General features: G+C 62.4%; 14 protein-coding genes. 10 read left to right on the top strand and 4 right to left on the bottom strand.

Going from position 1 to position 12,411, the window contains the following annotated elements; all coding sequences use genetic code 11:
- Genes HX613_RS18145 through HX613_RS18185 form a run of 9 tightly spaced genes read left to right on the top strand, consistent with a single transcriptional unit; the run spans position 1 to position 7,468 of the window.
- On the top strand, positions 1-1,065 hold the full coding sequence (locus HX613_RS18145) for a polyprenyl synthetase family protein (RefSeq protein ID WP_235346612.1): 1,065 nt from the start codon (positions 1-3) through the stop codon (positions 1,063-1,065).
- 5 nt (positions 1,066-1,070) lie between these two features.
- Positions 1,071-2,291: a cytochrome P450 gene (locus HX613_RS18150; RefSeq protein WP_235346613.1), complete on the top strand. Its 1,221-nt coding sequence runs from the start codon at positions 1,071-1,073 to the stop codon at positions 2,289-2,291.
- Positions 2,288-2,641, top strand: coding sequence for a lycopene cyclase domain-containing protein (locus tag HX613_RS18155; RefSeq protein ID WP_235346614.1), 354 nt, complete (start codon positions 2,288-2,290; stop codon positions 2,639-2,641). The genes HX613_RS18150 and HX613_RS18155 overlap by 4 nt, the downstream gene beginning before the upstream one ends.
- Positions 2,634-2,954, top strand: coding sequence for a lycopene cyclase domain-containing protein (locus tag HX613_RS18160; protein WP_328284990.1), 321 nt, complete (start codon positions 2,634-2,636; stop codon positions 2,952-2,954). The genes HX613_RS18155 and HX613_RS18160 overlap by 8 nt, the downstream gene beginning before the upstream one ends.
- Positions 2,951-4,507, top strand: a complete 1,557-nt coding sequence (locus HX613_RS18165; protein WP_235346615.1) for an FAD-dependent oxidoreductase — start codon at positions 2,951-2,953, stop codon at positions 4,505-4,507. The genes HX613_RS18160 and HX613_RS18165 overlap by 4 nt, the downstream gene beginning before the upstream one ends.
- Complete coding sequence (locus HX613_RS18170) at positions 4,504-4,986, top strand: TspO/MBR family protein (RefSeq protein WP_235346616.1); 483 nt, start codon at positions 4,504-4,506, stop codon at positions 4,984-4,986. The genes HX613_RS18165 and HX613_RS18170 overlap by 4 nt, the downstream gene beginning before the upstream one ends.
- On the top strand, positions 4,986-6,470 hold the full coding sequence (locus HX613_RS18175) for a cryptochrome/photolyase family protein (protein WP_235346617.1): 1,485 nt from the start codon (positions 4,986-4,988) through the stop codon (positions 6,468-6,470). Before HX613_RS18170 ends, HX613_RS18175 begins: the two co-directional genes overlap by 1 nt.
- Positions 6,467-7,294 (top strand): SDR family oxidoreductase, encoded by an 828-nt coding sequence (locus HX613_RS18180; RefSeq protein ID WP_096159594.1) that lies wholly within the window; start codon positions 6,467-6,469, stop codon positions 7,292-7,294. Before HX613_RS18175 ends, HX613_RS18180 begins: the two co-directional genes overlap by 4 nt.
- A 3-nt stretch (positions 7,295-7,297) precedes the next feature.
- The gene (locus HX613_RS18185; protein ID WP_009884241.1) at positions 7,298-7,468 is read left to right on the top strand and encodes a hypothetical protein; all 171 of its coding nucleotides are present in this window, start codon (positions 7,298-7,300) and stop codon (positions 7,466-7,468) included.
- Here the strand turns inward: HX613_RS18185 and crtI are convergent.
- The 4 genes from crtI to HX613_RS18205 form a co-directional block, all read right to left on the bottom strand.
- Entirely contained in the window at positions 7,432-9,066 is a 1,635-nt protein-coding gene (gene crtI / locus HX613_RS18190) for a phytoene desaturase family protein (protein WP_235346618.1), read from the bottom strand. The two genes, HX613_RS18185 and crtI, sit on opposite strands and share 37 nt — an antisense overlap.
- On the bottom strand, positions 9,063-9,950 hold the full coding sequence (locus HX613_RS18195) for a phytoene/squalene synthase family protein (protein ID WP_235346619.1): 888 nt from the start codon (positions 9,948-9,950) through the stop codon (positions 9,063-9,065). Before HX613_RS18195 ends, crtI begins: the two co-directional genes overlap by 4 nt.
- Positions 9,951-9,964: 14 nt before the next feature.
- Positions 9,965-11,500, bottom strand: a complete 1,536-nt coding sequence (locus tag HX613_RS18200; protein ID WP_235346620.1) for an SDR family oxidoreductase — start codon at positions 11,498-11,500, stop codon at positions 9,965-9,967.
- Between the two features lie 137 nt (positions 11,501-11,637).
- Positions 11,638-11,997 carry a hypothetical protein gene (locus HX613_RS18205; protein WP_235346621.1) on the bottom strand — a complete coding sequence of 120 codons (360 nt, stop codon included), beginning with the start codon at positions 11,995-11,997 and terminating at the stop codon, positions 11,638-11,640.
- A 187-nt stretch (positions 11,998-12,184) separates the two neighbouring features.
- On the opposite strand from HX613_RS18205, the gene HX613_RS18210 reads away from it, so the two are divergent.
- Complete coding sequence (locus HX613_RS18210; RefSeq protein ID WP_096167742.1) at positions 12,185-12,409, top strand: hypothetical protein; 225 nt, start codon at positions 12,185-12,187, stop codon at positions 12,407-12,409.
- Positions 12,410-12,411 lie beyond the last annotated feature (2 nt).

Below are 12,411 nucleotides of genomic sequence, written 5' to 3' on the forward strand. Positions count from 1 at the left end.
ATGACTGATTCGATCACCCCACTCGAAGACATCGCGTTCTCGTTCCAGGACCGGCTCTCACAGGTGCTGACGGAGGGACGGCACCGTTCGCGCACATTCTCCGCACAGTACGGACAGCTCTGGGACTCACTCACACACATGGCCACAGGCGGAAAGCTGATCAGACCACGCCTGCTCCTGGACGCACATCACGGCCTGGGCGGACGTGACCAGGCAGCCGCCGTCGACGCGGCCTGCGCCATGCAGCTGCTGCACATCGCACTCGTCATCCACGATGACGTCATCGACAATGACACCATCCGTCGTGGTGAGGCGAATATCTCCGGAGCATTCGCCTCCGACGCACTGTGCCGCGGCGCCGGCCAGCATGAGGCTCAAGTCTGGGGAGACGCCACAGCACTGCTGGGCGGTGACCTGATGCTCACCCTCGCCCATTCTCTGCTGGCGCGGCTCGATGTCGACGACGCCAAACGCCGGGCCATCCTCGACATCTTCGATGACACGTTGTTCCGGAGTGCCGCGGGAGAACACTCAGATGTGTGGTTGAGCCTGCATCTGGAAGAGGCCCGTTCCCGGGAGGTCCTCGAGATGGCAGGGCAGAAGACCGCCGTGTACTCGTTTCAGGCTCCCCTGCTCATCGCGGCTGTTCTGGCCGGAGCAAGCAGCACCCAGACTGCCGAACTGGGCGCTATCGCTGCGCAGATCGGCATCGTCTACCAGCTGCGCGACGACGTCCTCGGCCTGTTCGGCGATGAACGGGAGACCGGGAAATCCAATGTCAGTGATCTCCGTGAAGGCAAGGAGACTCTCTTGATCACGTTCGCTCGCTCCGATCCGTCCTGGCCCGAGGTCCGCCCCCTCTTCGGGGATAGGACGCTGAGCAATGCCGATGGTGATCGGCTGCGGACCATCATCGAGGAATCAGGAGCTCGCGTGTTCGTCGAATCCATCATCACTCAGCGCTGCGAGGACCTGTATCGACTCATCTCCGATGCAGCCCTGCCGTCGGCGTTGAGCCGCCAGCTGATCCAGCTGACCTCCGACTGCAGCTCGCGCATCGCATGAACTCGGTGAGCAAGCGAAAAGCAGTGGGACCACACGACGAGACCGAACCTCGCGTCGAGCACGATGGAACCATGTGGAGGATCCGCTCCTACGAGGCAGCCACTACCGTGCTGCGTGCGCGTCACCGCACGACTCAGGCAGGATTCACCGCAGAGAAGATCCCGCGCGGGTACTTTCGGAAACACCCCATACTGATCTCTGACGGTGACGATCACGATTCTCAGCGCAAAGAGGTCGCTCGCTACTTCGCCCCCGCAGTGGTGTCTGCGAAGTACGGAGAATTCATCAACGAGCGCGCTCAAGCCCTCGTCGACCGCGCCGTCGCGAACGGCGGGCTTCGCCTCGATGAGGCGGCTCTGAACTATTCCGTCGAAGTCACCGCCGAGATCGTGGGACTGACCGAGTCCTCCACCGATGCGATGGCCAAGCGCCTCGTCGGGTTCTTCCGACAGCCGCCTGTCGACCTCGCAGCTCCTGCGATGGGCCGGACCCGTCGGCAATGGGCCCAGGCGGCCGTCAACGGCCTCTTGCCCATCGGACGGTTCTACGTTCACGATGTGCAACCGGCGATCCGCTCCCGGCGCAGCCGGCGCCGCGACGATGTGCTCTCGCATCTGCTCTCCGCCGGCTACAGCACCGCCGACATCCTCGTCGAGTGCATGACCTACGGCACCGCCGGCATGGTGACGACTCGCGAATTCATCACCATGGCGTGTTGGCACCTGCTGACGGACGAAGAGCTGGGCCGTCGCTACACCGAGTCCTCACAGCCCACCCGTCTGAAGATCCTCGAGGAGATCATCCGCCTCGACCCTGTCGTCGGCCACCTCTACCGTCGAGCGCAAGCCGATATCGAGGTCTCGGACAACGGATGCCCCCACACCATCTCCGCAGGCGACCTGATCGACGTGTGTGTGAGACAGACCAACACCGACCCACACGCGATGGGAACCGCCCCGGAGACGATCATCCCCGGGCGCGATCTCGAACGGGGGAAGGCCGCGACGGGGCTGAGCTTCAGCGACGGAGCCCACGCGTGCCCCGGCCAGCCACTGGCTCTCTACGAAACCGATGCCCTTGTCCACAAGCTCCTGGCCATCGGCCCACGCATCCTCCGGAAGCCCGAAATCAGCTGGGACAACCTCATCGAGGGGTACCGTCTGCGCGGCATGGACCTGAGCCTGATGGAAAGGTCGCGTCCAGCAGCCACGAGAGAGACGAGATGAGCTCATTCGAATACCTGGCGCTGATGGGTGCCTGCCTGCTGATCACACTTCCTCTGGAGCTGGTGTTCTCCGCCAAGGTGTATCGACGCTGGAAGATCCTGATCGGATCTCTTGTTCCGATCGTCCTCATCTTCTCGCTCTGGGACATTGTCGCCATTTCCCGCGATCACTGGACCTACAACTCGAAGTACGTCACGGGCGTCCACCTCGGCGACCTTCCGTTGGAAGAGATCGTCTTCTTCATCGTCATCCCGATCTGCGCCCTGCTCAGCTACGAGGCAGTGGGCACCGTGCTCGAATTCTTCGCCAAGAAGGCCAAGAGCAGAAGGGGAGGCAGTGGTGGTGCCTGAATACACGCTGATGACGATCCTCGGGATGCTGGTCGTCATCGGGCTCGAAGCCTTCGTCTTTCGCAGCGGGATCTTCCGACGCGCGAAGTACTGGGCCGCGCTCGCCATCTGTCTGGGATTCCAATGCCTGGTCGACGGCTGGCTGACCAAACTGACCGATCCCATCGTCATCTACAACCCGTCTCAGTTCCTGAATCTGCGCTTCCCCTGGGACATCCCGATCGAAGACTTCGGATTCGGATTCGCCATGATCACCTCTGTGCTCATGGTGTGGCAATGGCAGCTCAACCGTTTGCAGAAGGGCACCGAATGACACCTGGACCACGACCCAGAGATCGACGTGCGCAGAACATCCCCGCACTGCAGGGACGCCCTCGCCCTCTCAGACCCAAACGGGTAACGGTCATCGGCGGGGGCATCGCGGGATTGGCCGCGGCCACGATCCTTGCCGAACACGGTGTCAAGGTCACTGTGATTGAGGCCGAGGACCACCTCGGCGGGCGTGTGGGCGCATGGCCAGTCGGAGACGATCGGACCATGAGCCGAGGCTTCCACGCATTTTTTCGGCAGTACTACAACCTTCGCGATCTGCTCAGTCGGACAGATCCCGAGCTTCACCGCCTGCAGCCCGTCGACGACTACCCCCTCCTCCATCGCCGAGGCTCCACGGACACCTTCGCCTCGATCCCCCGGACTCCACCGTTCAATCTCCTCGGGTTCGTCTGGCAGAGCCCGACCTTTCCCCTCCGCCGGCTCCTCGACGTCGACATCCCGGCTGCGGTTGAACTCATCGACGTCGAGTTTCCCGCCACCTATCGACGTTACGATGGTGAGTCCGCGGCCGACTTCCTCGACCGGCTGCGCTTCCCCGACGAAGCCCGACATCTGGCTCTTGAGGTGTTCGCGCGCTCCTTCTTCGCCGATCCGCAAGATTTCTCCGCCGGTGAGCTCATTGCCATGTTCCACACCTATTTCGCCGGATCGGCGGAGGGGCTGCTCTTCGACGTCCCCGTCGATGACTACGACACCGCTCTCTGGGCCCCACTGGCCGACTATCTCACCGAAATCGGTGTGCAGATCCGCACCGGGGAGATGGTGACCTCGCTTGAATCCACCTCGTCGGGTTGGATGGTGTCGACCGAGAGCCAGGAGGTCCACGGCGATGCAGTTGTCCTCGCGGCCGATCCCGCGCGAGCTCGTGAGCTGCTGAAAGTCAGCCGCGACTCGATCGTAGGCACCGCTCCAGCCGCGCAAGGGTGGCTGGAGAACATCGACTCGCTGACCAACGCACCCGCTTTCGCTGTGCTTCGTCTCTGGCTGGGTGCACCCGTGGCTGACCATCGGCCGGAGTTTTTGGGCACCAGCGGATATGACGTCCTCGACAATGTCTCGGTGCTCGAACGCTTCGAGGACGGTGCCAGCCGGTGGGCGCAATCCCACAACGGTTCGGTTCTGGAACTTCACGCCTACGCGCTCGACATCGACGCTGATCCTTCTGAGCGGGACAGGGCGAGCATCGTGACCCGTCTGCTCTCGGACCTGCATCAGGTCTACCCCGAAACCGCCCATCTGCCCATCGTCGACCAGGAGCTGCTCATCGAAGCAGACTGCGCGTTGACGGACACCCGCCCCTGGGATGAGCGGCCCGAAGCTGCCACCCCGATTCCGGGTCTGGTCGTCGCCGGTGACTATGTGCGCTGCGACTTGCCTGTGGCTCTCATGGAACGTGCCACGACGACCGGTTATATGGCGGCCAATCACCTCCTCTCCTCGTGGAGGGTCGAAGGAACCCCGCTGTGGTCACCACCGACTCTCGGACTGCTGAGACGCGGCGTGCTCGGGCACCTGAGGCGCGGGAACTCATGAGCACTGACTGGAAACGCTTCCTCCTTCCGTCGGCTGTATGCGCCGGAGCAGCCACGCTCGGCGCACTCGGCACGAAGGTCGACTCTGATTGGTATTCGAACCTGAAGAAGCCTGCATGGCAACCACCGGGCCGGGTCTTCGGGCCCGCGTGGACAACCTTGTATTCGTTGACAGCATTCGCATCAGGCCGCGTTCTGAATCGCATGCCGAACAGCCGGGACCGACGAGCGTATCTGGGTGAGTTGGGGGCGAACATGGCAGTCAATGTGGCATGGAGTTGGCTGTTCTTCTCCGCTCGGCGTCCGGATGCCTCTCTCCTCACCTCGGCAGTACTGGAAGCATCGACGCTGAGACTGCTGACGAAGGCTGCCAAGGTCGATCGGGTGTCGGCTGCAGCGCTCGCACCGTACGCGGCGTGGGTGGGATTCGCGACAGTTCTCAACGCGGAGATCCTGCGTCTCAATCCGAGCGGTCGCTGATGGGCACGACCGAGGAGGACCTCACTTTGGTGTGGTTTCGTGATGACCTGCGCGTGAGCGACCACGCAGCACTCACGGCGGCGCGTGCCGATGGCCGCGTCATCGCCGTGTGGATTCGTGAGGCTCGCGACATTCAGGGACTGGGGCCAAGGCCAATGGGCGGGGCCAGCCGGTGGTGGGCGCACGAATCGTTGGCAGTTCTCCACCAAGAGCTCTCTGAGCTGGGAATTCCTCTGCTCTTCGCCGCAGGAGAGGCGGCTGCGATCATTCCGCAGCTGGCCGACAGCCTCGGCGTCGGCGCGGTCCGGTGGTCGCGCCGTTACGCCCCCGCCTCCCGGGCTCTCGACAGCCAGATCAAGACCGTACTCCGCGAGCAGGGCTTCGCTGTCCATTCCCACACCGGGTCTCTCCTCGTCGAACCTTGGACTGCCGCACCTCAAGGTGGTGACCACTACAAGGTCTTCACCCCGTTCTGGAAAGCCGTGTCAGGACGCGAGGTCGGTGACGTGCTGCCGACGCCCGAACCACAGTCACCAATCGAACCGTCCCTGGTGGAATCCGCGCGAGACTGCGCAGCCGTGACCGCCCTCGACGGACTGGGGCTCCTCGACGGCACAGGGACCGGTTCAGGACATTTCGCTGCAGTCCGCGGCCCCCGATGGTGGCAGGACACCATCGCCTGCCACTGGCTGCCGGGAACCCGGGCCGCTGCCGACCAGCTTGACGATCTGGCTGTGGGCATCGATGGCTACAGCTCTACCAGGGATGTTCCCTCGGATGCCAACAGCACCTCTCGACTCTCGCCGAGGCTGCGGTTCGGAGAACTGTCACCGCGGCAGCTCCTCCACGCCGCCCAGACGACGACGTCCGTCACCCCAGACGACCGCGCAGCATGGGTACGTCAGCTCTACTGGCGCGAATTCTCCTGGCATCTGACCTACCACTACCCCGACATCGACTCCACGCCGATCAGGAGTGAGTTCCGAAACTTCCCCTACGAAGACGACGATGAGGCTCTGGCCCACTGGAGGTCGGGGACCACAGGCTATCCACTCATCGATGCCGGCATGGCCCAGCTGTGGGAGACCGGGTGGATGCACAATCGAGTTCGGATGGTCACGGCGAGCTTTCTCACCAAGAACCTCCTCCAGCATTGGTGGTGCGGTGAGCAGTGGTTCTGGGACACCCTCGTCGACGCCGATGAGGCCAACAACCCGGTCTCCTGGCAGTGGGTCGCGGGAAGCGGAGCCGATGCCGCTCCCTATTTCCGAGTCTTCAATCCCGAACGCCAACGCGATCGCTTCGATCCCGACGGCGCCTACGTCGACGACTGGCTTCCGTATCCCCCAGCAGCGGCGCCTGCTCCCATCGTTGACCTCGCGGATTCGCGACAGGCCGCGTTGAGTGCCTACGACCGGATGAAGAATATGTCCACAGGACCTGTATCCGCAGGCGATGACGATACGAAGGCGGTCCGATCATGAAGGTGCTTCTGGCAGGATGTGGTGATCTCGGAACTCGTCTGGGCCTGCGGCTGGTGCGAAGCGGCCATGAGGTCGTCGGTGCACGCCGGCACCCCGAGCAGCTTCCCGGCTCGTTCGAAACGCTTGCGGTGGACCTCGGCAACCCCGGTGACACCACCATCGACGGCATCGATGCAGTGGTCATCACGCTGACTCCCGATGACTATTCCGATGCGAGTTATGAGCAGACGTATCGCCGTGGAGTCGAGGGCCTGATCAGCATCCTGACGTCCCGGCCCAAGCGGGTGATCCTCGTGTCCTCGACTCGGGTCCTCGGCAGTGCGTCGCCTGGCGAGACCGCTGATGAGGACACTGTGCCCCGGCCTGAGTCGGGTCCTGCACGCTCTCTCTGGGAGACAGAGAATCTGATTCGCAGCACGTTCCCTTCCGCCTCGATCGTTCGGGCCGCCGGGATCTATGGTCGCGAGGGTTCTCGCCTCGTCGACGGAGTCCTCTCCGGCCGAGCAGTGAACTACCGACGGTGGACGAATCGCATTCACTACCGAGATCTCATCCGAGTCTTGGAAGCTCTCCTGTTCACTTCTGACCCGCCGCAGCTGTTACATGCTGCGGACTCGTGTCCAGTTCAGCTGGGCGAGGTCGTGGGATTCCTGGCCTCCTCGCTGAACGTCTCGCCTCCGCCAGACCTGACGGAAGAGTCCGAGGCGGGAAGACGGATTGAGAACACTCGGCTCCGTGACTTCATCGGATCGTTGGATTTTCCAACGTTTCGAGACGGATACCGGCACCAGTTACGCGATCCCGCGCCGGCGCGCCTAAACTGAGGTATGGCTGATTTCAACACAGGCGACACCGTGACGATCACCGGCGAACCCATGAATGGCAACACCGGCAAGGTCGAGGTCTTCGACGAGGAACGGGGCAAGTACCTCGTTCGGGTCAATGACCTGGCCCAGCACTACTACAGCGCAGACGAACTCGAGCAGTTCAACGGCTGAGACTCTGCTGCGTCGAAGGTGCCGCCCTCTACCGGCAAGGGGCCCGGGCTTGAGTCTCCTCGGATGTGTTTGAGAACCAGTTCAGCGCTGATCAGGCACATCGGCACACCGACACCGGGTGCCGTCGTTGCACCGGCGTAGAAGAGTCCCTCCACCTTCTTGGAGGCATTCTGCTGGCGGAACATCGCGCTCTGCCGCAGCGTATGGGCAGGCCCGAGCATCCCGCCCAGCCACGAATTGAAGGTGCTGGAGAAATCCGTCGGGCCCTGCGTCTGCCGAAATCTGATCCGAGCTCTCAGGTCAAGAATGCCTGCCCATTGCGCAATCTGATCGATGGCTCGATCCGCCGCACGCTCGATGCGCGGATCTCCCTGCCCATCGCTGCCACCTGCGCCCAGGCCTGCATCAGCGGGCACGGGTATGAGGATGAATAGATTCTCGTGATCGGGTGGTGCCACGCTGGGATCGGTGTGGCTGGGTTTGCACACATAGGCCGATGCCGGGGAGGAGATCTTCGGTCGAGGGCCGAAGATGTCGTCGAAGTTGGTCGACCAGTCGTCGGTAAAGAACAGCGAGTGATGGGGAAGCTGCGGGACTTCTCCCTCAATTCCGAGAAATACCAGAATGGCGCCCGGCCCGCTCGTCACCTTCTCCCACCAGCTTGCAGGGAAGCTCCGATCGACTGGATCGAGGAGCTGAGTCTCCGTGTGGTGGAGATCAGCGGCGGAGACGACGATGTCACAGCGGTGTTCGTGCTTTCGGCCCTCGTGATCCGTCCAGACGAGACCGGTGGCTTTCCTGCGTCGACCGCTGCGCGGGACGGCAGATATGTGCTCCACTGCGGCGTTGGTGTGCACGCGGACTCCGGACTTTTCGACGATGCGAGTCAATGCGTCGACGATGGTTCTGAATCCTCCCATCGGGTATCGGACTCCGTCGTCGAGATCCAAGGCACTCATCAGGTGGTAGATCGCAGGTGCCGTCCGCGGGTCCGTGCCGAGGAAGATTGCCGGGTATTGGAGGATCTGTCTCAGCACGGGATGCCTCACCGAGGCGGAGGAGAAGCGTTCAAGCGATGTGCCGAGCTGACGAACCAAGGTCGGGAGCGCGGTCATGATCTCTGGCCGAAGCATCGATATCGGTGAGGTGAAGGGATTGTAGAGAAAGTAGTCGATCGCCATGTTCTTGGTGCGGTCGGCCGATGCCAGGTATCGGCTCAGAGAACGGCCGCTGCCCCTCTCGACGCGTTCGAATACCTCGAGCACTCGAGCTCTGCCCTGCGGAATCGTGATCGTCTGCGCTGGTGCGAATGTCGAGCCGGGGCTGAATACGGTGTAGGCCGGGTCAAGACTGCGCAGATCCAGTTCGGCACTCGCAGAGGTCCCGACGAGGTTGAAGAAGTGTTCGTAGACCTCCGGCATCAGATACCAGGAGGGCCCGGTGTCGAATCGATAGCCGTCGCGCTCGATCGAACCGATACGACCGCCGAGAGTGGAATTCTGCTCGAAGAGGTCGACCGTGTGTCCTTCGCGTGCCAACAGGGCTGCGGTGGCGAGGCCCGCCGCACCTCCACCGATGACACCGATGCGCTGTGTCATGGCCGTCCTTCCCTTGCAGTGGACAGGATGGCTCGCGATGCCAGACGCATCTTCACCACGTTGGGGATGCGCACACGCTCCTGATAGAGGCGATCTACGGGAGTGAGAGCGATCCTGTCGTTGAGAGCGGCGAAGAGTGCGGCAGCACTTCTCACCGCCGCTCTGGCATCCTTCGGCAGCAGCGAGAACGTGGCCTGAGCGTCTGCGAGCTGTTGTCGGATGATGATCACCCACGCGGTCTTGTCGGAGTCTGAGAGTCGACTCTCAGTGGTGAGGTAGCTGCGATGGAGGCGCACACTGTCGTCGGCCAGATCGCGGAGGAAGTTGATGTTCTGAAACGCCGCCCCGAGCTGCCGCGCACCGAATTCCAGCGTCTCAACCTCGGTGGGGGTGCGGTTCTGGTCGCTGAGGAAGACCTTGAGGCACATCAGGCCGACCACCTCGGCGGAACCGTAGACGTAATCTCGGTGTTCGTCCGCAGGGAGACTGCGGACGGGGGCACTCGGGGCGCTCAGATCTGCCCTCATTGAGGCGAAGAACGGCTCGATGAGATCAAACGTGATTCCGGTGGTCCTGGCCGTCTGCGCAAAAGCGTGGATGATCAGGTTGTCACTGATGCCGAAATGCAGTGCGCTGCGGGTTGCGGCAGCGAAGTTGTCCAGCAGCTGCCGCTGCTCGCCTGCATCGAGTCCAGCATCAGCGGCAAGACCATCAACGATCTCATCGGCGATCCGCACAAGGGCGTAGATGTTGCGGATGTGGTGCCGATAGGTGGGCCCGAGGAGTCTGGTGGCCAGACCGAAGGACGTCGAATAGTTCGAGATGACGGCCGCGGCCGCCTGCTGGGCCGTGTGACTGAACACTTCGTGCGTCTGCGGGAACATATTTGTTAGCTTAGCTAACTAATTCCTTTCTGACGTCTCTCGGGGTGAGATTTCTTCGCAGCCGTGGCAATGTTCTTCGCCATGGCAGGAAAGATGAGTCGATGAAATGGTGAGATGAAGGCCCAGTAGATCCGACCGCGAACTCCCTTGGGAATGAAGATCGCCCGCTGCCTGAAGTCGCAGCCTTGACCGGCATCGGTGGTGGTGAATTCGAGCCAGGCGCTGCCCGATACCCGCATCTCTGCCCGCAGGAGCAGTCGACGCTCGGCGTCAAGCTCTTCGACTCGCCACCAGTCGACCGGGTCACCGACCCGAAGCCGATCCGGAAGTCTCCGCCCGCGGTTCAGGCCGGCGCCGCCGACGATCTTGTCCCACACGCCCCGTACCCGCCATGCTAACGGCCACGAGTACCAGCCGTTCTTCCCACCGATGCCTTCGATGACCGGCCAGAGCTGTTCGGGAGTCAGATCAGAGAAGTGCAGTGTTCGATCATCGGTGAAGACGCGCTCTCCTGCCCATTCGGGGTCATTCGGCAGCGGCTTCGCCGCCTGGGCAAGCCCTCCGGCGTCGGCATCCCAATTGGTGTCGACGGCTCCTTCGGCTTCGCGCAGCAGAGCCAGACGCACAGACTGCTCGAAGTCAAGCATCCCTTCGTGCGGCGGAGGGATGACCTCGTCGACATCGCGGTCCTTGGTCACCGCGTCCTCCTGCAGCGACTGGACGAGCGGCAGCGTCAGTGCGAACGGCAGCGGGGTGACGAGTCCGACCCAGATGCCGGACAGTGTGGGTGCAGGCAGAGGCAGTGTGAGGACGTGCCGGGGTTTGAGTCCGGCGATCGCAGCGAATCTTCTCATGATCTCGGCGTACTTGAGAACATCATGGGATCCGATGTCGAAGGCACGGTTGACGTCGCCGTCGATGTCGACGGCCTTGAGGAGGTAGTAGAGCACATCACGGACCGCCAGCGGTTCGACGTGATTGCTGACCCACCTCGGCGCCGGCATCAGTCTCAATGTCAGGGCGAGATGACGAACCATCTCGAATGATGCCGAGCCTGATCCGATGATGATGCCCGCCTGGAACGCGACGGCAGGCACAGGCGAATCGATGAGAATCCGGCCGACCTCTGCTCGCGAGCGCATGTGCATGGACAGGTCCGTCTTGTCGGGGTGGAGTCCGCCGAGGTAGACGATACGTCGAACACCGGCGGCTTCTGCCGCTTCGGCTACCCGCCTGGCCGTTGCGGCCTCCTTGTCTTCGAAGTCACGCCCCGATCCCATCGAGTGGACCAGATGGTGGATGACCTCAGCTCCGGTTGCGGCCTCGATGAGGCCGTCTCCATCGTCGAGATCGACGCGATGGATGTCGACCTCGTCGGCCCAGGGCACCTGTTCGAGCTTGTGCGGCGATCTCACGGCGACACGAACGTGGTGGCCGGCCTGCAGAAGGCGCGGGACGAGCCTCCCCCCGATATAACCGGTGGCCCCGAGCACAAGAACGGTTCGCGGGAGGGGCGAGGGGTCAATGGTTTCGAATCGAGATTGCGCCATTCTGTCACCATAGGCAATATTCACTAGCCTGGCTAGTAAAAGGCGGAACTGCCTTGGCTGGTAATGCACGGAGCTGCCTTCACGACCATGCGACGCTTCAGTGTGCGTGCACCCAGAAATCAGCTCGCGTCACCGGCTCACCAGGGATTCGCCAGCTGCCACTGCTCGAACCAGTACCTGTCGCCCTGATAGTGGGACTTGGAAGGCTTGCAGCCCTTGAGATCCGCATGCTCTCGCAACCAGGTGCGCACCAGTCCAGGCACCTCGTCCATGCGATGGCGCCAGGCGTCGAGCGGCAACAGCAGCACCGTACCGTCCTCTGCCGTGAGGCGGCACGAGTAGTTCGGCAGCCCCTCGGTGTTCTGGGAATGCGTATAGCTGATCTGCTCGCAGCCCGTGGTGAGGTAGAAGCGGACGTACTCCCCCGAAACGTCTGAGCACAGCGACTTGAAGTCCTGGTACCGACTGAGCCATTCCGGTCGCTGATATTCGTTCATACGTTCTATTATGCTCCGCTTTCGGTCAGTCGTGAAGCATGCGCGTCAACGCGACTCTCAGCAGCTGTCAGTCTGAGGATTCCGGGAAATTTCGCGAATCGTCAATCCAAACGCACGAACCCTCCGAACCAGTACTGCTTGCCCGGTGCAGATGATCTGCACCGCGTGTCAGGAAAGGACAGGGACAATGTTGAGCCTCAAACGCACAGGTCTTCGGGCCATCGGCGGTGCCGCAATCGCAGCTCTCGCCGTGATGGTCGGAGTCTTCGCCGCCCCCGGCGCAGCTTCGGCAGCTGAAGCACCACAGACAGATTCTGCAGATACCTCCAGCTCACTGATCGAAGGACCGCTCATCGATCTCGGAGATCTGATGAACCTCATCGGCTCGATCAACATCGGACAGTTCCAGTAACC

The sequence above is a fragment of the Brevibacterium sp. UCMA 11754 genome (genome assembly GCF_021532275.1).
In the GTDB taxonomy this organism is placed as follows: domain Bacteria; phylum Actinomycetota; class Actinomycetes; order Actinomycetales; family Brevibacteriaceae; genus Brevibacterium.

Excerpts from the sequence above, each read along its gene's own strand:
- HX613_RS18145 (WP_235346612.1), top strand. The coding sequence starts at position 1 with ATGACTGATTCGATCACCCCACTCGAAGACATCGCGTTCTCGTTCCAG.
- HX613_RS18155 (WP_235346614.1), top strand. The coding sequence starts at position 2,288 with ATGAGCTCATTCGAATACCTGGCGCTGATGGGTGCCTGCCTGCTGATC.
- HX613_RS18165 (WP_235346615.1), top strand. The coding sequence starts at position 2,951 with ATGACACCTGGACCACGACCCAGAGATCGACGTGCGCAGAACATCCCC.
- HX613_RS18170 (WP_235346616.1), top strand. The coding sequence starts at position 4,504 with ATGAGCACTGACTGGAAACGCTTCCTCCTTCCGTCGGCTGTATGCGCC.
- HX613_RS18175 (WP_235346617.1), top strand. The coding sequence starts at position 4,986 with ATGGGCACGACCGAGGAGGACCTCACTTTGGTGTGGTTTCGTGATGAC.
- HX613_RS18180 (WP_096159594.1), top strand. The coding sequence starts at position 6,467 with ATGAAGGTGCTTCTGGCAGGATGTGGTGATCTCGGAACTCGTCTGGGC.
- HX613_RS18185 (WP_009884241.1), top strand. The coding sequence starts at position 7,298 with ATGGCTGATTTCAACACAGGCGACACCGTGACGATCACCGGCGAACCC.
- crtI (WP_235346618.1), bottom strand. The coding sequence starts at position 9,066 with ATGACACAGCGCATCGGTGTCATCGGTGGAGGTGCGGCGGGCCTCGCC.
- HX613_RS18195 (WP_235346619.1), bottom strand. The coding sequence starts at position 9,950 with ATGTTCCCGCAGACGCACGAAGTGTTCAGTCACACGGCCCAGCAGGCG.
- HX613_RS18200 (WP_235346620.1), bottom strand. The coding sequence starts at position 11,500 with ATGGCGCAATCTCGATTCGAAACCATTGACCCCTCGCCCCTCCCGCGA.
- HX613_RS18205 (WP_235346621.1), bottom strand. The coding sequence starts at position 11,997 with ATGAACGAATATCAGCGACCGGAATGGCTCAGTCGGTACCAGGACTTC.
- HX613_RS18210 (WP_096167742.1), top strand. The coding sequence starts at position 12,185 with ATGTTGAGCCTCAAACGCACAGGTCTTCGGGCCATCGGCGGTGCCGCA.